The organism is Chitinophaga sp. 9-1-y, from assembly GCF_059511905.2.
The window spans coordinates 4,876,896-4,895,758 of sequence record NZ_CM197955.1; the positions used below are offsets into that span (position 1 = coordinate 4,876,896).

12 protein-coding genes are annotated in these 18,863 nt (G+C 46.2%); 1 reads left to right on the forward strand and 11 read right to left on the reverse strand.

Features of this window, described 5'->3' with window-relative positions; all coding sequences use genetic code 11:
• Window positions 1-13: 13 nt before the first annotated feature.
• From AC5ZC7_RS19135 to AC5ZC7_RS19180, 10 genes are all read right to left on the reverse strand, one after another.
• Entirely contained in the window at window positions 14-1,270 is a 1,257-nt protein-coding gene (locus AC5ZC7_RS19135) for a FecR domain-containing protein (protein WP_496157295.1), read from the reverse strand.
• A gap of 91 nt (window positions 1,271-1,361) precedes the next feature.
• Window positions 1,362-1,946 carry an RNA polymerase sigma-70 factor gene (locus tag AC5ZC7_RS19140; RefSeq protein ID WP_496157294.1) on the reverse strand — a complete coding sequence of 195 codons (585 nt, stop codon included), beginning with the start codon at window positions 1,944-1,946 and terminating at the stop codon, window positions 1,362-1,364.
• A gap of 232 nt (window positions 1,947-2,178) precedes the next feature.
• Entirely contained in the window at window positions 2,179-3,168 is a 990-nt protein-coding gene (locus AC5ZC7_RS19145) for a thioredoxin-like domain-containing protein (RefSeq protein ID WP_496157293.1), read from the reverse strand.
• An 81-nt stretch (window positions 3,169-3,249) separates the two neighbouring features.
• Window positions 3,250-4,443: a redoxin domain-containing protein gene (locus tag AC5ZC7_RS19150; protein ID WP_496157292.1), complete on the reverse strand. Its 1,194-nt coding sequence runs from the start codon at window positions 4,441-4,443 to the stop codon at window positions 3,250-3,252.
• 40 nt (window positions 4,444-4,483) lie between these two features.
• Window positions 4,484-6,592 carry a carboxy terminal-processing peptidase gene (locus tag AC5ZC7_RS19155; protein ID WP_496157291.1) on the reverse strand — a complete coding sequence of 703 codons (2,109 nt, stop codon included), beginning with the start codon at window positions 6,590-6,592 and terminating at the stop codon, window positions 4,484-4,486.
• A 31-nt stretch (window positions 6,593-6,623) separates the two neighbouring features.
• Entirely contained in the window at window positions 6,624-7,445 is an 822-nt protein-coding gene (locus AC5ZC7_RS19160) for a hypothetical protein (protein WP_496157290.1), read from the reverse strand.
• A 24-nt stretch (window positions 7,446-7,469) separates the two neighbouring features.
• A complete protein-coding gene (locus AC5ZC7_RS19165; protein WP_496157289.1) occupies window positions 7,470-8,978 on the reverse strand; it encodes a RagB/SusD family nutrient uptake outer membrane protein in 1,509 nt (502 codons plus the stop codon).
• A gap of 9 nt (window positions 8,979-8,987) precedes the next feature.
• Window positions 8,988-12,653: a SusC/RagA family TonB-linked outer membrane protein gene (locus AC5ZC7_RS19170; RefSeq protein ID WP_496157288.1), complete on the reverse strand. Its 3,666-nt coding sequence runs from the start codon at window positions 12,651-12,653 to the stop codon at window positions 8,988-8,990.
• 59 nt (window positions 12,654-12,712) lie between these two features.
• The gene (locus tag AC5ZC7_RS19175; protein ID WP_496157287.1) at window positions 12,713-13,828 is read right to left on the reverse strand and encodes a FecR domain-containing protein; all 1,116 of its coding nucleotides are present in this window, start codon (window positions 13,826-13,828) and stop codon (window positions 12,713-12,715) included.
• 6 nt (window positions 13,829-13,834) lie between these two features.
• Entirely contained in the window at window positions 13,835-14,410 is a 576-nt protein-coding gene (locus tag AC5ZC7_RS19180) for an RNA polymerase sigma-70 factor (RefSeq protein WP_496157286.1), read from the reverse strand.
• 482 nt (window positions 14,411-14,892) lie between these two features.
• Here AC5ZC7_RS19180 and AC5ZC7_RS19185 point away from each other — a divergent pair, with 482 nt between their 5' ends.
• Window positions 14,893-15,522, forward strand: a complete 630-nt coding sequence (locus AC5ZC7_RS19185; protein WP_496157285.1) for a hypothetical protein — start codon at window positions 14,893-14,895, stop codon at window positions 15,520-15,522.
• Between the two features lie 203 nt (window positions 15,523-15,725).
• Here the strand turns inward: AC5ZC7_RS19185 and AC5ZC7_RS19190 are convergent, their stop codons facing one another.
• A complete protein-coding gene (locus AC5ZC7_RS19190) occupies window positions 15,726-18,851 on the reverse strand; it encodes an efflux RND transporter permease subunit (protein WP_496157284.1) in 3,126 nt (1,041 codons plus the stop codon).
• Between the last annotated feature and the right edge of the window lie 12 nt (window positions 18,852-18,863).

Sequence of the window (18,863 nt, forward strand, 5' to 3'; positions counted from 1 at the left end):
TATTTCAGGTGTATCAGCGCATGACAATCAGTGTTCTGCCCTCTAAACGAAAATGAACATTCGATTTTTCCAGTGCAATCAATAACCCATTCAGCGGAATATCCCGCGTCATTTTCCCGACAAATTCAATGTCTGGCACGCCAGATTCATATTTAACCTCTATATTGTACCATCTTTTTAACTGCCGCATCACCTCATCAATCCTGGCATCTTCAAAATCAAAAACACCATTTTTCCAGGCCATCACCTTTTCAATATCACCGGGGCCAACAGACATATGTGCTACCATATTGCCACGCATGGTCATTGAAGCCTGGTCGCCGGGATTTAATACTACCCGCTGTTTTCCATTCTGTCCGTTCATCGTAACCGCCACCTTACCTTCCAGCAAAGTAGTATTCAGCGTGGGTTCATCCGTATAAGCGTTCACGTTAAAATGTGTACCCAGCACCGCTACTTCAAACCGGTTATCTGCATTCACTATAAAAGGAATTGTTTTCCCTCCTTTTATCATAGCAGCTGCTTCGAAATACACTTCCCCGGTAATGTCCACCCGGCGGGTATCACCTGTAAACTGTGTTGGGAACCGGATGGAGCTGGCAGCATTCAGCCAGGCCACGGTACCATCCGGCAGCAGCATTTTGAATTGCCTGCCTTTAGGTGTAACAAGCGTATTAAATGCTTCTGCGCCGGAAGCTTGCCCGGCGGCTTTATATTCGAGCTCACCATTCTTCACAGACAGTACTGCACCGCTTTGTTGGGCAACGATGCCATTTCCAACTGAATCAAGCAGGATGGTGGATCCATCCGCCAGGGTAAGAATGGCGCCATCCCTTCCAGGCATCACCTCTTTGGTGGCGATAGGCGTTTGTTTGACAGGCTTTGTAGGTTTACCCGGGAAAAAGAACCAGGCGCCAGCCAGCAACAGCAGCACAGCGGCAGCATAACGTGGCCAGTGGCGGCGCAGGAATGGAATGCGATGTATGGGCTCCGCTACTTCCGGCTGCTGCAGGTGTTGCTGGTGAAATGCTTCCAGTGCTGTTGCGGCAGCTGTTTTAAAGGCGGCATATTCCTTATTCAGCTGGGAAAGGCCATCGCCTTCATTCAGCCAGGTCCGCCAGTCCTGGTGCTGCGCCTTCTGCTGCAGCCAATGCTGCAACACTTCCTTTTCTGCGTCCGACAGCTGATCCAGTTTTTCATAAACTGTTAGCTTTGCAGCCCTCAGCAGTTCAGATAAATCATCAGCTGATAGCTCTTCCTCGTTCATCATCAGGCAATGTCTGTTTATTATAAGACAACGCTCATGCACCAGATTTGACTCCGCCAATGATTTTTTTTCAAAAAAATTTTAAACAGGTGAATTATTCTGCCAGGAACAGGCTGATTAACGCCATACCTGGCGCAATTTTTTCCCGCAATAACCTGATGGCCCGGGCTTTCTGATGGCTGACCGCAGAAGGTGAAATGCCCAGCTGTTGGGCTATTTCGTTGGTACTCCATCCTTCAATATTTAATTGCACCACTTTGGTGCATTCGGGAGGTAGGGTTAATATGGCTTCATGTAGGATGCGAACGGCTTCCGCATTAAAAACATGCTGCAAAATATCTTCATACGTTTTTTCTTCCAGCTGCTTTTCGTAAGCTTCCTGTACTCTCTTTTCGTTGCGCTTTAATTTCTTCAGATGGTTGATTGACCGGTTACGGGTAGCTACATACAAATAAGCGTTAATGCTTTTTACTTCATTCAAAAATGCCCTGGTTTTCCATACCTGTAAAAAAACCTCGGAAACAATATCTTTTGCAGCAGCTTCATCTCCTACAATCCTGTTTGACAGCAGGCAAAGCGCCGGATACATTTCTATAAAAAGCTGGTCGAATGCGGCTACATCGCCATCGCTTATACTTAAAATAAAATCTTTCTCACTATGTAACTCACTATTTTGCAATGCTATAGTACTTTAAGACGGTATCTAACGGTCAAAGGTATAGCTAACTCCAAAATAATCCTAACGTTCCGCTGTTGGAATGACACACGTATACGTTTAGTCATTCATGTGATATATCTCCCACCCATAACCGGCAATTGCTATCGACCAGTGTGATGAATGCCACACCGATCAACCAGGCTAAATCATACAGAAGGAAAGTTGCTAACTAGTGCCCTTCTATGCAACTACTTTATTGCCCCTGGTTTAACTTCGCCAGTATTTCCGGCAATTGCGACTTCATGGAAAAATTCAGCCAGGCGGCAATTTTTCCATCTTTCCCTACTACAATCACATGCGGGATGCTTTTGATGTTCAACAGGTTTTTGACAGGTGCATCATTACCAAATCCACCATCAACAATCCCTTGTGTCCATTCCATTTTTGTTTCGGCGATCGCCTGCCGCCATTTATGCGCATCATCATCGAGGGAAACCGCCACAAACTCCACCCCCTTTGCATGGTACTCGTTATAATACTCCCGCATCGTAGGAATAAAGTTTCTGCAAGGTCCGCACCAGGAGGCCCAGAAGTCCAGTACTACTACTTTGCCCAACATCTCTTTAACAGAAAACTTTTTGCCGCCAGGTGTGGTCATATCGAAATTGGGCATGTCTTTGCCTGCCTGCGTGGTGTTGAACTTTGCCAATCTTTCACCCATTTTCAAACCGAAGTAGGATGCTTTGTTTTCAGGACTTAGTATCGCGTATGCGTCTTTCACCTCCTGGTACTCACGGGTAAACATATACGCCAGGCAAGCAGATATCGGTTTGGCAGGAAATTGCTTTACAAAGTCAAGCGGACCAGTTTTACTTTTCAAATATTCATAGTACTGGTCATTGAGCGCACTGCCGGTAAACTGTTCGCCACTGAGGGTTTGCAGGGTAGAATTGACAGTATATGCTGTATTCTCCAGCAAAATATTTATGCTGCGCGTACTCACTTTCAGATTCACCAGACCAGGGTGAGATACTTTGCCCCGGAAGATAAATTCACCATCTATAATGCGCACACGTTCGGGCACCTGGTCATGAATGGGTTCAACTCCATTTTCAGTAAGTTCCTGGAGGCTGATGTAGCCGCTGATAATCCCGGAAACTTTTCCTTTGATAACATAGCCGTCGCCCGCCAGGCAATAGAACGGCAGCAATAAGATAGCGACTGTTTTAACAATAAATTTCATGGATGATTTGCTTTTAAGCGCGATAAAAAAGAGGGGCCGGCCATTCCGGCAAGCCCCCTGTTTGATATGATAACGGAAAAATTATTTGATGATTTCAGATAGTTTTTTGTCGATGTCCTCGCCGTAAAGTCCTTGTGCCAGGATCTTTCCATCGGGTCCGATGAGCACATTGTAAGGAATAGCGGAAGCGCCATACAGTCCGGCTACCGGTTCAGCCCAGCCTTTCAGGTTAGAGGTATTCAGCCAGTTGAGTCCATGACTTTCGATCGCTTTCATCCACGCTTCTTTTTTACTATCCAGGGAAACACCTAATATCACCATGTTTTTGTCCCTGAATTTATCATTGGCTGCTTTCAGGAAAGGTATCTGTCCTTTGCAGGGACCGCACCAACTGGCCCAGAAATCCAGCAGCACATATTTTCCTTTGAAATCAGCCAGGTGGATGATTTTGCCATCTACGTCCGGTATGCTGAAATCGGGCGCTGGCTTACCATTTGCAACAGCATTGAATTGCGCGTTGCCTTCTTCTGCAGTATTAAATTTAAGCGACATAGGCGCCTCGTCAACTTTACCGGGATGCAGGTACCGCTGAATAGTACGGGACTCTTTAGCATGCGCACCCAGGGTTGCAATCAGGGAATCTTTTTCCCGGATGGTAGGTATAAAGCAGGTGATCAGGTATCCATTCACCCCCGAATCAGGGTTTTTGCGGATCCATTCCAATATTTTTTTCCGCTGGATTTGCTGGAGTGAATCACGTTCATGCGCATATAGGATGCTGGCATCTTCGTCACCTACCTGGTTAGCTTTCTCGATACTTTCCCCCAAATCAGACAGCCTTTTGCCAAGCCCCTGCTGCGCGTCTACCATGGAGAATGCTTCCTCCCATTCTTTTACCCACTTGCTGCCGGTCACCTTTGCTTTGTTCAATGCAGGCTCTTTGCCACTGATGTTCATGTTGCCATCTTCAACGTACAGGATTTTAGTGTTGCTTGCATTTACATCTGCATCACCCACTTTTATAACATACACACTTCCTCCTTTTTTCAAAGGCATCTCGAGCTTAAAGCCATGGTTTTTGACACGAGCGGTATCGAATTCTCCGGAATAAGGCTCGTAAAGCATCACCAGTGTATCGTTGGGGAGGTTGTTGAGATGAGCGGTGATGACTGCCTTTTTTTCCGTGTTAGTGGAAAAAGTCTTGTTCCCATCCTGTTGCTGCGCCAATGCGCTCAGCGCAGGCAGACACCAAAGGAGTAAAGCATATTTTTTCATGATACGAGTAAGTGTTTTTATAAATGAATAGGATAATAGATTAGTGAGCCTGTTTTGCAGAGGTAGCCAAATCTTCCAGGATAGAAACGGATGCATCAATGTATACATCCTGTCCCACCAGTTTCAGCCAGTCTTTGTTCGCTGCGCTCTCCGGTGTTTCTTTCCGCAGATCAGGGCGGATGCTTTGGTTAACGGGCCATTGGGCCTGTAAATCTTTTCCGGGCGGCAGCTTACTGCCTTCCCGGATATCTTTTTCGATGCGTGAGGCCACTTCATAATGTTTCCGGAATGCGGCAAAATCGAGTGGCACAGGCATATGGGTGTATGCTTTCAGGCGCGCCATATTTTCCGAAACAGTGGCAAATGCAGTACTGGCGGCCGCGCGGCTGCGGGCTTTTGCTACTACTTCGTCATAGTTAAAGTGGGTACCGGCCAGTTCAAACGGCGGGAACTGAATGGTATCGCAAGGTAAACTGGTAGAGAAATTACGTTCACGCTCCTCCGTTGGCTGCATACTTTCCTGGAAAACAACATCAGGCACCACCCCTTTTAGCTGGGTGGAAGTACCGGTTACACGATAGAATTTCTGGCTGGTAATCCGCATGCTGCCGTAGCTGATATCTGATGTGCCCAGCGCGGGATTGCCCAGTTTCCCGATGTTGATCGTCATCTGTGCCGTGCCTTTTCCGTAGGTGGAGGATGGTCCTGCAATAATGCCGCGCCTGCGGTCCTGGATTACTGCGGCAAAAATTTCCGAAGCGGAGGCGCTGTTTTCATTCACCATCACCACTAATGGACCATTATAGGCCGGTGGGATAGCCGGACCATTGTAGCGGTTCACTGCTGTTTGCGTACGCAACCAGGTAACCGGACCACTGGGAAGGAAGATGGAACTCATACGCACCACTTCGTCCAGTGATCCACCGCCATTCCCACGAAGGTCTACGATGATGCCTTCCACCTCTTGTTCCTTTAATACTTCTACTTCCCTTGCTACATCAGCAGAAGCACCCGTGAGATTATGACCGGAAGGATCGAGATAGAACATGGGCAGGTAGAGATAGCCGAATTTTTTACCGTCTTTCTCCAGCACTACACTCTTCGCCCTGTTTTCCTGGTCAATCACTTCTCCTCTTTTTACAGTGACGGTACGCATGGTATCTCCGGGCTGACGCAGCAGTAGTTTCACGTCTGTGTCTTTGTCTCCGCGGATCATAGCGGTCACTTCTCCTGCTGTGAGGCCGGATACAGGCACCAGGGTACCTTTATTGTCGGAGATAGAAAGGATGCGGTCATTTTCTCTTAGTTTGCCACTTTTTGCTGCCGTGCCGCCAGGTAGTAATCTTTTGATATAATACTCCGTTTCTTTTTCGGCGAGTTCCATGCCCAGCCCGAAGTATCGCTTAGAGATCTGTTGTTCGAGGGTTTTATCTTTAGGTCCGCTGTAAGAGGTATGTGGATCGATTCCAAACATGGCAGCGGCGAGATAGGCGCTGAATTTTTCATCTTCTGCACCTGCCTTTTCTGCAAGACGGAATTGATCATTGTACCATTTGTGTACTCTTTCCCGGGCTTTGGTTTCGGTGGCTGATTCAGGCAGTGCAGAAGTATGCAGGGTATCACCCGCCGCATTTTTCAGTTCCATGTAATTACGCATCACCTGGTATTTGAGTTGTTTGCGCCACAATGCTTCTTTCTCTTGCTGTCCTTTGGGATAACTGCGTTCTGTGCCTGCTAACACGAGGCTTTCACGTTTCGTGTAGTCGAATTTTTCCGCCAGGATTTTTTCAGTGAGGGCTTTATTTTCCGACATGCGTAACCGGTAAATGGCGTATACGGAATCAAAAAAATCAGTGTGTAAAGCAGTGATTTGGTCATCCAACTGTTTGCGCTGTGTGGCGAGACGGTCAATATCTTCCGCTAAAAAAACATTACGGTTGGGGTCCAGCTGACGGATATAGTTGTCCCATACATCGGCCGACCAGTTATCATCTAATGGCCGGGGCTCAAAGTGTTTTGTTTTAATTTTTTCCAGGACGTTACGGATAATTTCACTGCGAAATGATCCTGTTTGCGCCTGCCCACGCGCTGCAAAAGAGCATGAAGTAGCCAGGGCCGCTATTATAAAGGGCCTGTATCCATGGTTCATATCTTAATCCTTTAGTTACTGATGAAATGGCTTATGGCAAGTTGCCGATAGCCTGTAGATCTATACCGTATTCCGTTTTATAGTAGGTGATGATTGTATTATATCTTTGGCGAATAAGTCCTTTTGTATCAATGTCGGGCTTGAAGTAATTCGCTTCCAGTTCTGCGGTACTGTTGCCGGTAATCATACAGATATAGCCCAGAAAATCCTGTCCCAGATCCAGCCCAAATCCGCCTATTTCGGCAACTACTCCAAACTGATAACGGTTCCCGTAACTCACTTGTCCGTAATCCTTCACGGTTGGGGTGAATCCGGAAGGTATTTCTATACTTTTTGTCCGGAGCGCGCGTTCCCAATAATATTGATGAAGCTTACCTCTTAATTTTTTAGTTTCCTGCGGAGTCAGATGTACCAATGTACTATCCGCCCAACCGATGGCCATCATACTGGAGGTGCTGGCAAACCCGATGAGTTGACCTGTTACACTATTTTTTGCAGTGACGCTGGAAGCCAGCAACACCTTTACCGGCACTGTTTTGCGCAGAAAATCATCCGGGTATAATAGCATCAGTTGATTCCTGAAAAAATTCAGGGCGGTATCTACATAAGCCGGATTAGCGTTAAACGCGCTATCCTTCCTCGCAAATAAATAATCATAAGCATAATCACCCTGTGAAAAACGATACAGGATGTAAGTACCAAATTTCTTATGAATAGACAGGATGGTATCATCTGCCACGGTGTTGCCCTGTGGCAGATGATACATGATTTCAGGCTCGCTGCGTGTGAGTGCGGCTTCTTTCTGGCAGGCGAACATGACCAGTGCCAGTAGAAGAAAGAGATATGATTTCATGAATTATTTTTTGTTAAATGACAATCAATCGGGCTGGCGTTCTCCGGTTATCGCAGGATTACGTATCAGCGCCGGATTCTGGGTGATTACATCTTCCGGAATGGGGATAATGTATTGTGGATCCCTTTTACGAAGGGTGAAGGTTTGCCTGTTCGTTGCACTTGTCATAAAAATGTGTTTGATTTCAGGCATTCCGTACCGGCGAAGGTCGAACCAGCGGTGGGCCTCCTCCGTGAACAATTCCCGCCTACGCTCGTTACGGCACATATCCAGTAATCCGGCAGCCTGCTGCATGGTCCAGGGTTGGAAAGTAGCAGGACTGAAGCGCTGCTCCCGGAGCGTATTGAGACTTTTCAATGCCTCCATGGCGGCTGCTCCATCGCCTTTGGTGCGATACAACTGAATGTAGGCCTCCGCCCGGTTGAGATATGCTTCGGAGCTGCGCCACGAATTGTTTATATTCTCATTCCCCATAGGAGTACCTGCCAGCAAGTGTTTATTCTGCTTGAAATCTAAAGGAATGTAGTCTTTCAGAAAATCGGGGATCTCTGTAATGGCCACCGTTTTACGCAGGTCGTTCTCCTCGAAACAATTAACAAGACTACGGGAAATTTCAAAACAACTGCCATAACCACCACGCATATACGGAAGGTGCTCCTCATTGGTGCCGTAGTTCCATAAAGATTCAACATTCGAAGGACCAATCAACAAATTGCCCCAATCCGGAGGATTATTCACCCAGTTATTATAATTCATTAATTGTGGATGATACCTGATCACCATATCTGCATGCGCGATACATTTTTGCCAGTCTTCCATGTACAAATACACTCTACTGGCCAACAGATGCATAGCAATAAAATTGAGGCGGAATTGATTATCTGTTGCTTTCGATACACTCAGCAAAGCGATTGAACTATCGATATCGGCAGTAATCTGTTGGTATACTTCCTTCACACTATTTCTTTGCGGGCGGGTATCGGAAAGCCCAGAGGTAGTACGGACAGGGATTCCGGGAGATTTATCGGGCGTTGTCAGCGAATCATTATAAGGCCGGGCATATAGGTTTACCAGCATAAAATGGTAGAATGCCCTTAACCCATAGGCCTCTCCTTTCAGCTGATCTTTCGCTGCCTGACTGCCTATTGAATTGTCTGCATAATCGAGCACCGCATTCGCTCCAAGGATCATTTTGTAATAGGTGCCCCATGCGTTGATTTCACCAGGCTTAATGGAGCCGTTACTCCCATATGACAAGATTGATTGCCATTGATAAATATTCCTGGAATAGGCGTTGTAATCAACTGCTACCGCTTCATTCACGGCGCCCACGTAGGATTGTACATCATCGTCCAGGAATGTCAGCCAGGGATGCAGTGTGTATACAAAATCCGGATAACCGTCAGTTAAAAGGATCTCTGAGAAATCAGCGGTGGACCTGGGTGTCACATCTGAAGGGGAATATTCTTCAAGAAATTTCTTACAGGAAATTGCAGAGATGGAAACGAGCAATATGGCAAGTATTTTTTTCATGTGCTTACGTTAAAAGGATGCGTTGATGGAAGCGGCAAACTGACGTGTTATGGGCAGCGCTGATGTACCTACCCCGGTGATCTCAGGATCCTGCCCTTTGAGTTTTCGGTTGGCGATAGTAAACACATTGTTAACAGAGAAGCCCAAACTTAAGGCACGTAGCCCTGTACCTGCCAGCTGGCCACCAGGCACGGCATACCGTAAAGTCAGTGATTTGCAGCGCACATAGTCATTTTTCACGGTCATTAGATCGGATAAGTTATACGCGTCAAAGGGTGAAACCGAAATAAATGCTGCGGAGTTAGCGGAACTAACCGCCCCTGTGGAATAAGGGATGAGCAAGGACTGACTAGCCGTTGTAACGTCCATGGCGACCGGTATGTTCGTGTATTTTTCATCCCCCGGTTTACGCCAGCGATTTAGCAAATCGCGGCTGGCATTGGACATGGGTGCCGGGACGCCGCTAGGCCCACCGGAATTGCCGTAAACAGGGTTCAATCTTTTCACACTGCCGAGACTGACATAAATTAAGGATGTCAGGGAAAAAGATTTATAAGTAATCGTAGGCTGCACACTCATTGTCATCTTTGGGTCCAGTTGTCCGGAGTATACAAAGAGATCGTTGGGATCGGATGTAACCTTCGATCCGTTTACATTTTTAAACATGGGCAAACCCGTTTGAGGATTCAGCCCATTGAAAATATAAGAATAGACCCCTGAAACAGCCCTGCCAGGCAAGTTTCCATATCCATTAAACAGGCTTTCATAGCCGTAATTACTGGTTTGCCTGGCCAGCTTGCTCAGGTTTTTGCTGGTATTAAATGAAAGAGAAAAACTGACATCTTTTTTTTGAATCAATTGAGCCATGACGTCCAGCTCAAATCCTTTATTAAACATTTCGCTACCGTTCCTGTACATAAACGACATGCCATATTCGTAAGGAATAGGCAACCGGTCTACCACATCTTTCGTTATCTTATTGTAATACTCGGCATTTATCATTAACCTGTTATTGAAGAAACCCACATTGGTTGCCAGGTTTAACTGGTACGTTTTTTCCCAACGCAGATCCGGATAAGGCATGGATTTGATGGTTAAGTAAGGCATTTGAGTAACAGGATCACGTTTCGTTTCGGTGTACCCGGAAATGAGATTGGGACCTATTGCATTCACCACGTTACCTTGTGTACCGAATGACGCCCTTACCTGCCAGTCGCTGAGTATTCCGTTCCTTGGAAACCAATTTTCCATGGTTGCATTCCAGCGGCCAGACATGCTGTAGTTAGGCCGGAAGTTACTATTCGCTTTTTTACCAAAACGGTTGGAACCATCTGCACGGGTAGTAAAGCCGAGGATATACCTGTTCTTCATACTATATGCTGCTGTTGCATACACAGAAACAAGATTTTCTTTTACAGGTGTCAGGCTATTACTGGAAAGGTCGGCAAGACCTTTAGGCGTTGGGGTAAAAAGATAACCACGGTCGGGAAAGAAACCAGGCATCGTATGCGTTTGCAGGTTACCAGTGGTGCTGATTATTTCGTTACCAAAAGAAACGTTGACCTGATCCCGCTCATGGAAGATACCAGTGGTGTAATCAACACTGTTCCGGAGATTATAAACCGTAGAATTACTGGCAGTGGTGTTCGCAATCCCTCCCACCGGCAGAAGAGAAGTCGCGATCTGACTGGCAGTCGGCGTCCATGATATATCCCAACCTCTGTTAATGGCGGCTGTATAGGTATAATAATCAGCATATGTCAAACCCTCCGATGCATCCGTGATAAAGCTGCCGTTACTCCGCCAGTAAAGCCCTTTTGCCAGTTTATACTCGAGTTGCAGATTCGCCGTCATTGACCGGACTTTAGAGGTATTATCGGAATGCGCTATTTCATTACGAAAATTTATGGTGAGTGGAGGAAGTGCTTTTCTCAGGTCATCAGGATTTTCATCTGGCTTTAAGAGTACCGGTGAATTTGCCTTGGGCAGAAAATCCTCCGGACTGATAACGCGGCTGGTTTGCAGCGCATAACTCAATGGAGAAGCGCCATAATATCCCTGCGACTTACGAAAATTGGCGTTCAGGGTCAGGTCAACGATGAGTCGTTTACCTACTTTGGAGTGCAGATTCATATTTGCCGCATAGCGCTGCAATGCGTCCTGTTTAGCGGATCCTTTATTGTCGCTGTACTGTAATGACGCATAATACGTTGTTCGCTCGTTTCCTCCGCTCATGTTGATAGCGTGATTCATGCTAAACTGATTCCTGAAAAGTTCCTTGAACCAGTTTGTATTCCGGGTTTCCAATACTCCCACCCTTTGATTGAACGCCTCCTCACTTAATTTCCCCGCCCACCAGTTCCGGAGTAATCCTTCATAGGTCAATGTTTCGTCGAATCCGTTATTGGTAAACACCACATAGTCTTCCTGGAGTTGACGCGACAACAAAACCCTTTCTTTGGAATTCATCAGGTTCATACGCCGATAACCCGGCCGTTGCTGAAAGGACAGGTCAGTATTATAGTTAATCTGTATAGGCCCAGCTTTCCCTCTTTTAGTAGTTACCACAATTACACCATTTGCCGCACGTGTTCCGTAAATGGCCGTAGCCGCAGCATCACGGAGAAAGGTGATACTCTCAATATCGTAGGGACTTACACCACTGATGGCATTACCCATCAATTCGAAGTTAGATTGTGAACTGCTGTTAAGAACGTTGTTGAGTAATGCAGCAGAGATGTTCACCGGATCAGGGCGAACCATCCCGTCAATCACCCACAGCGGCGAAGCGTTTCCCAACAGCGTGGAAGTTCCCCGCATCCGCAACTTCGGTGAGGCGTTCACCCCCCCGGAGTTATTCACCACCATCAGGCCGGGCACTTTACCCTGGAGCATTTTATCGATGGAGGGAACACCTGGCTCAATCACCTGCGCAGCAGTAAGTTTTGTTACCGAACCGGTAGCTAAGCGTGGATCTATTTTCTGGTAACCATTCACCACCACTTCCTGGATAGCCTGCACAATGGTATCCATCTTCAATCTGAGAAACTGTTCATCTGTGCGTACCGCCTTATACACGAAGGCCTTCATCCCCAGCAGGCTAAAGCGCACCTGCTCGTTTTCGCGGGGCATGAGGGTAAAAAGCCCATCTGACTGGGTAACTGTCATGGCGCCGGTTTCCATTGCGCGAATGCTCACCCCTGCGAGTGGAACACCGGAAGCGGTAGCCACCTGCCCCCTTATCACCACGTGCATTTGGTCCGGTGTTGACGTTTTAGCAGCCATAGCGGTTACCTTTTCTTTTTTGGAAATGATGACGCCATTAAAGACAACAGTATAGGTCAGATCAGTACCTTTAAAGATCTCTTTCAGGAGTGTTTCAAACGTAACGCCCTGCACATTAACGGTGATTGGCGGCTGTTCCCGGATATACTCTTCGTTATAGGTAAACCGCACTTCCAGCTGTTTGCGCAAATCCTTCAACACGCGCGACAGTGGATATTTTTGCGCTTTGTAAGACACCTTCCTGGAAAGGATGTCTGCGCCGTCGTTATCCTGTGCAAAGGAGTTGACTCCGGCGAACAGCAATCCGAAAAACAGTAGAATGGCGGAAGTCAGGATATAAAATCTCCTGGTATCCTTCGATAAAAAGGACTGGCCAGATAATTTCGTCATGTTGGTTTGATATTTTATTTACTGTAAAATCCGCACCGGGCGGCAGTTTGGTTGATTTATTATCGTTGCCTGGAAATGGTGACTGTTTTGCCGTCTACCTTAAACCGCAGATCAGTCCGGCTGGCTTTAAGAGCAATCAACACTTCCTGGAGTGTGGCCGGACGTGGCATATCCAGTGTAAAGCTGAGATTGCCGGTAGCCGCGTCATCAAATTTAAATGTGTAATCGTAGTACCGGGAAAGGCTTTCTGTGATACGGCTGAGCGGTGCTACATCGAAGTACAGGTCTCCTTTCACCCATGCCATATAATCGCCAGACTCCACTGACTGCTTTTGAAGGGAGCCGTTGCCTGCAAGAAACGTCGATTGCTCGTTGGGTTGCAGAAGAAGGGTTTGCTCCCCTGCGCTTACCTGTACCTTTCCATTGCGGAGGGTGGTCACTACAGCTGCATCGTAATACCGGATATTGAACGAGGTACCTAGTACAGTGGTAGCCGTTTTCCCGGCGTGAACAATAAAAGGTTGATTCGTCTTTTGTGCTACGTCAAAATATCCTTCTCCTTCCAGGAACACTTCGCGGCGTGGTCCGTTGAAAGTAGCGGGAAACACCAGCCTGGAGGCCGCATTCAGCCAAACCCGGGAGCCATCAGCGAGCACCAGTTGAAAAGGCTTACCACGGGGCACTTCCAGCGTGTCCATTTTTACCTCGGCCGATGCGGCCATGCGGGCCATATATACCAGGGAATCGCCACCGGCATTCACCTTCGCAATATTATTGTCCTGGATAGTACGCATCTCTTGATTAAGGTCAATCACCTGGCCGTTCGATGTTTTAAGACGGACCTTCCCTGTTGGCAGCACATTCGCCATTTGTGGCAGTTGTGTGGACGGCCATACGAGCCATAATGCGGCACCAAGGGCCATTACCACGCTGGCTGCGATAGCAAGCCTGGTAAACCGGATACGCCGGATACGCTGCTGATCGCGCAATACTACAAACTCCTGCCAACCATCCGACTCATTGAAGTCTCCGGCAGACAATACAGCGCGTGCTTCGCGGGCAGCAGACATGGCGGCGAATTCTTCTTTCGTCATATCCTGAGGGATTTTTGCTTCATCTAATGATTCCAATATTTTTTCCCAATCCATTCCGCCATCATTGGGTGATAGTTGCATAATATCTCAGTTAAAAGATTTAAAAAATATGGCTGCCAGCTCCACACAACACACCAATGAAACAGGTGCCATCATCCATTTACACTCTACCCTCAAAAACTGCAACGCAAGCCTGATATGCGTTTTAACAGTGTTGACAGAAATCCCAAGCTGTAATGCGATATCCTTGTATTTGACCTTATCCTGGTTACTCATTAGAAATACTTTCCGGCGTTGCTCCGGCATTTTATTCAATACCTCCCATAAGGCGTCATACTGGCGCTCCCTGGATTCGCCGTCCTCAACAGCAAAGTGCTGGGCAAGCCCATCTATCACCTCCAGTTCCTCCAATCTCATCCTGCCTGATTTTTTCAGGAAGGAGATAGAAGAATAGCGGATCGCCTTAGTAGCATAGCTTTTAAAGTCATGCGTAATTTTAATCTGGTGTCGTTTGTTCCAGTACCCCAGGAAAAAATCCTGGACAATATCCCGGGCGGCATCTTTGTCATCCACCACATAGTAAGCTATGGTGCATAATGACACAAAATGTTGCCGGAAGAGCTCCTCGAACGCAGCATTATCATCTGAAATTGGTTGATGCATATTCCCAATACTTCTGTCAGCGTTATTCTTACCGGTCGTTTCTAAGCCGGAAGCAGCTTATCAAACCATGAATCATTCAAAACAATCGTTATATCCTGGCTCCGGGCAGATCTCCCCTATCCGGACCGCATTGTACTTCAGCTTCTGTACCTATAGGTCTTAAAAAGCATCAAAAAGGGTGAAGGGGAAGGAAAAAATAACTGAAAAATATTTTTGGGGTGGCTAAGCGCTTAAAAAAAGTATAATATGACCCGGTATTCCCGGGAGATAACTATATAGGCGTCTTGTAAAGATTATCGGAGAAATTTATTCTGCATAAAAAAAACAATAACTGTCATTATCAGTTACCTGGTAACGCGAATTTATCCTGCTCCACTTCCACATATTCCCGCATACCGTTGCTTTTGTTACTTTAATCTTCATAAGTATAAACCTATCTTCTTATGCTGTTTCCCAGTCATCCTATACTTTATATGAAGCGTATGAAAGAGTTCACTGTACTGTTGTTGCTATTGATTTTAATGAGTTGCGGATCCACTCAGCCCAACAAATCCGTAGCAGATACGACTGCCCTCACCCATTATAATTATGCACGGGGACCGTTCAGTAGTCTGGTTAAAAATTTCCATAAAAGAGAAATTATCTATGCCCTCTGCTATCTTGACTCCTCTTTTGCCAAACAATTTCCATTTCCGGAAGAACCCTGTTTATTGAATGAAGACCTGAATGATATGCCGGGTCGTGCCGACAGCCTTTTTGCATTTGCGGAAAAAAGGCTTAATCAACTCGATGAAGAGAATAGATACAAACTCGAAGACGGCCTGAATATCTGGTTATATAATGACAGACTGCTGGAAGGCGGCAGCCTGTTAACCGGAAATATGCAATTACCTGATATCCTGGTAGAGATACCGGAGACCAAAGCATTAGTGACTGCCTATTTTACCAATCCCGCCCAAACCAGTGCCTCTTTTGCAGAAAATCAGTTGTGCCAGCTCTATTATGATTTGTTACGTTACCTGCAACATAAATCCAGGAAAGAACAAATAGCTTTCTTTAGAAAATATTATGACCTGGCAAGTGCAGATGGTCTTAACGAAAAGGAAGAATAACAATAATGCTTTATAAGCCAGGCTTCACATGTATGGATTTACGCCCCTTTTAAATAATTAGGCCCCGATAAATATCGGGGCCTGTTTACCTAACCTACAAACTGTTACACCTTACGTGTTATTACCCCACAGTGCGTAAGAATATATAGCTGTTTCATGTTCGGAAGAAAATATTAGCCTCCTCCCATTGATACATTCCTCTACTACAGCATACTCACAGGAGACACAGCAGGCCTCCTCCCACGACGGGAAAAGCGGATAAGCATACCATCCACAACCAGGTACATCGCAGGTACTACAAAGAGTGTGAGTATCATAGAACTTGTCAGCCCACCAATGATTACCCAGGCCATTCCGTTCTTAATCTCTGCTGCGGCCCCTTTTGCCATTGCGATGGGTAACATGCCAAAAATCATCGCGAGCGTTGTCATCAGAATTGGGCGAAGTCTTTCCTTGCCGGCTTCTATCAGTGCATCTACCGTTGCATGTCCCTCCTCTTTGAGTTTATTGGTAAAGTCGACAATGAGAATAGCATTTTTAGCGACCAATCCCAGTAACATAATCATCCCAATAATCGTAAAGATGTTCAATGTTTCCATCGCAAGCGCCAACGCCAGCAATGCGCCAACAAGTGCCACCGGTATCGAAAACAGCACTACAAATGGATAGACCGCGTTTTCATAAAGCGCCACCATAATGAGATACACCAGCACAATCGCGGTGATAAGTGCCAGACTAAGACTTCCAAAGGCATCTGCCTGATTCCTGGAATCTCCCAGGTACTCAATACTAACACCATCCGGCACCTTTATAGATTTTACCTTCGCTTTAATGTCAGCACTCACAGTTCCAGTTGGACGTCCTGAGACATTTGCCTGTACTGTAATTGATCCGAGCCGGTTAATACGTTGGAGTGTAGTTTCCCCCATTGCTTCTTCAACATCCGCAAATTGCCGCAGCAGTATGGCCTGACCATTAGCATTTACTACCGGCAAGTTCCCTATATTGCGGACATCCGATTTACTAAACTGATCCAGCCCTATCCTGATGTCATACTCATTTCCATTTTGTTTGAACTGATTTTTATTATCCCCACTAAATGCGTTCTGCAGCGCCGTACCAACGCCACCTGCATTCAGTCCGAGGAGACTCATTTTCTCCCTATTGAGCCTGATATCCACCTCAGGTTTCCTGTTCTTTACGGACAACTTTACATACTGCGTCCCGGGAACAGCTGCAACAGCCTGCATATACTCCCCGGCAACCTGCCGGACGTCTCTCATATTAACGCCTTTGATAGCTATCTGTATCGGTGCGTTGCTTACATTTCCGGTTATTGAAGTGGAGGCCACTGTAAATTTGACACCGGCTATGATGCTACTTAATTTTTGCTGCAGATACGTGCCAAGTTCCTCAGCACTCATACTTCTCAGGTGCTTGTCCACCAGGCCAACCGTCAGTTCAGCCAGGTTCTCATTGGATGATGCTCCAGCCACACCACCACTCACAAACCCTATGCTGGAGAAGATCCTCTTCACCTCTGGTTGTTCCTGTATAATCTTCTCCGCCTGCTGAACCGCCATATTAGTTTTGTAAATACTTGCTGTTGGCTCCAATTCCATATTCAGGATCAAATCGCTTTGATCTGCCTTCGGCATAAACGCAGCTCCAATAAATCCCATAGGAATCAAAGCCATTGATCCAAAGATCAGGCACATTACAAACAACAGCAGCCATCTCTTTTTGCTCAACACTACGCTTAACCATCTTCCATATTCTTCTTTTATAATTTCGATAAAGTACTCGAGCTTCAGGCTAATCCTTCCCCATATATTTTTTGCAGACAGGTGCTCCAGCTTACCAAACCTACTTGCCAGCAAAGGAGTAATGGTAAAGGATACGAAGAGACTCATCAATGTAGAAAAAACAACGACGAGAGAAAATTCCCGTAAAATTGCGCCGATCATTCCCCCCGCTAATGCCAGGGGCAGAAACACCACCACATCCACCAATGTAATAGATAAGGCGGTAAAACCAATCTCATTTCGCCCTTCCAATGCGGCATTCCGGCGATCGGCCCCCATCTCCATATGGCGATAAATATTCTCCAGTACCACAATTGAATCATCAACAAGAATACCCACTACCAAAGACATTGCCATTAACGTCATTAGATTCAGGGAAAACCCCATCAGGTACATCGCAATAAATGTAGGAATGATAGAAGATGGAAGAGAGATCAGTATAAATGTTGCACTCCTCATACTATGGAGAAAAGCCAACATTACAATACCCACAATTACTATCGCCAAAAACAAATCGAATATAACCGCATTGGCTGCGTGTAATGTATATATACTCTGATCGGAAGAAACATTAAACCGTAGTTGCTGTCCCAGGTATTGTTTTTCTAACTCATAAAAACGCTTCTTTACCCGATCGCTTACTTCCACCGCGTTTGCGTCACTCTGCTTAATAATTTGAATGCCAATGGATGGAATCCCATCAATGTGGTTGATGGCAACTGGCTTTGCTGCCCCATCTGCCACATCTGCAACATCGCCTAATTTTATGGCGCCCTGCGTAGGATGTTGCAAAATGATCAGGTTACGAAGCTCCTCTACCGAATCCACATTTGCATCATAGCGGATGGAAAGCTGCCTGTTTACTGTTTCTATGCTCCCCGCAGGAAAGGAAAGGTTCGCACGTCCAATAGCATTGGTTACCTGCCCTATGGAAATCCCATAAGCTAAAAGCTTATCCTGCATTACATTTACCTGGATTTCCCGTTTTTCTCCTCCGATAATGTTAACCTGCCCCACTCCGGGAACGTTCTGTAATATGGGTCGCAACTGGTTATCAACCAGGTCAAACAATTTGCGGGGAGGCAGATTTCCCGTTACACCAGCTTTAATAACCGGCGTTTCATCCAGGTTAACTTTACTTATCCCCGGCTTTTCAGCATTAAGTGGTAAATCACTGATCATTTGATCAACTTTTCGCTGAACATCCCGTTCTGCCTTATCGATATCGGTTCCCGACCTGAAAGAAATGGTAATTACTGAAAGATTCTCCTGGGAAGTCGAACTCATTTGATCCAGCCCCTCCACCGAAGACACCGCATCTTCCAGCTTTTTTGTAACATTGGTTTGCACTTCAGCAGCTGCAGCCCCTGGGTAGATGGTGCTGACAGAAACGGTAGGAACATCAATTTTGGGCAGGAGATTGTAATTTAAATTCAGGTACGACCGGATACCAAACAGCGTTAGTACGGTAAAAATCACAATAAGCAACAGCGGCCTTTTTATGGCTATTTCAGTAATTGACATACGGCTTATTCT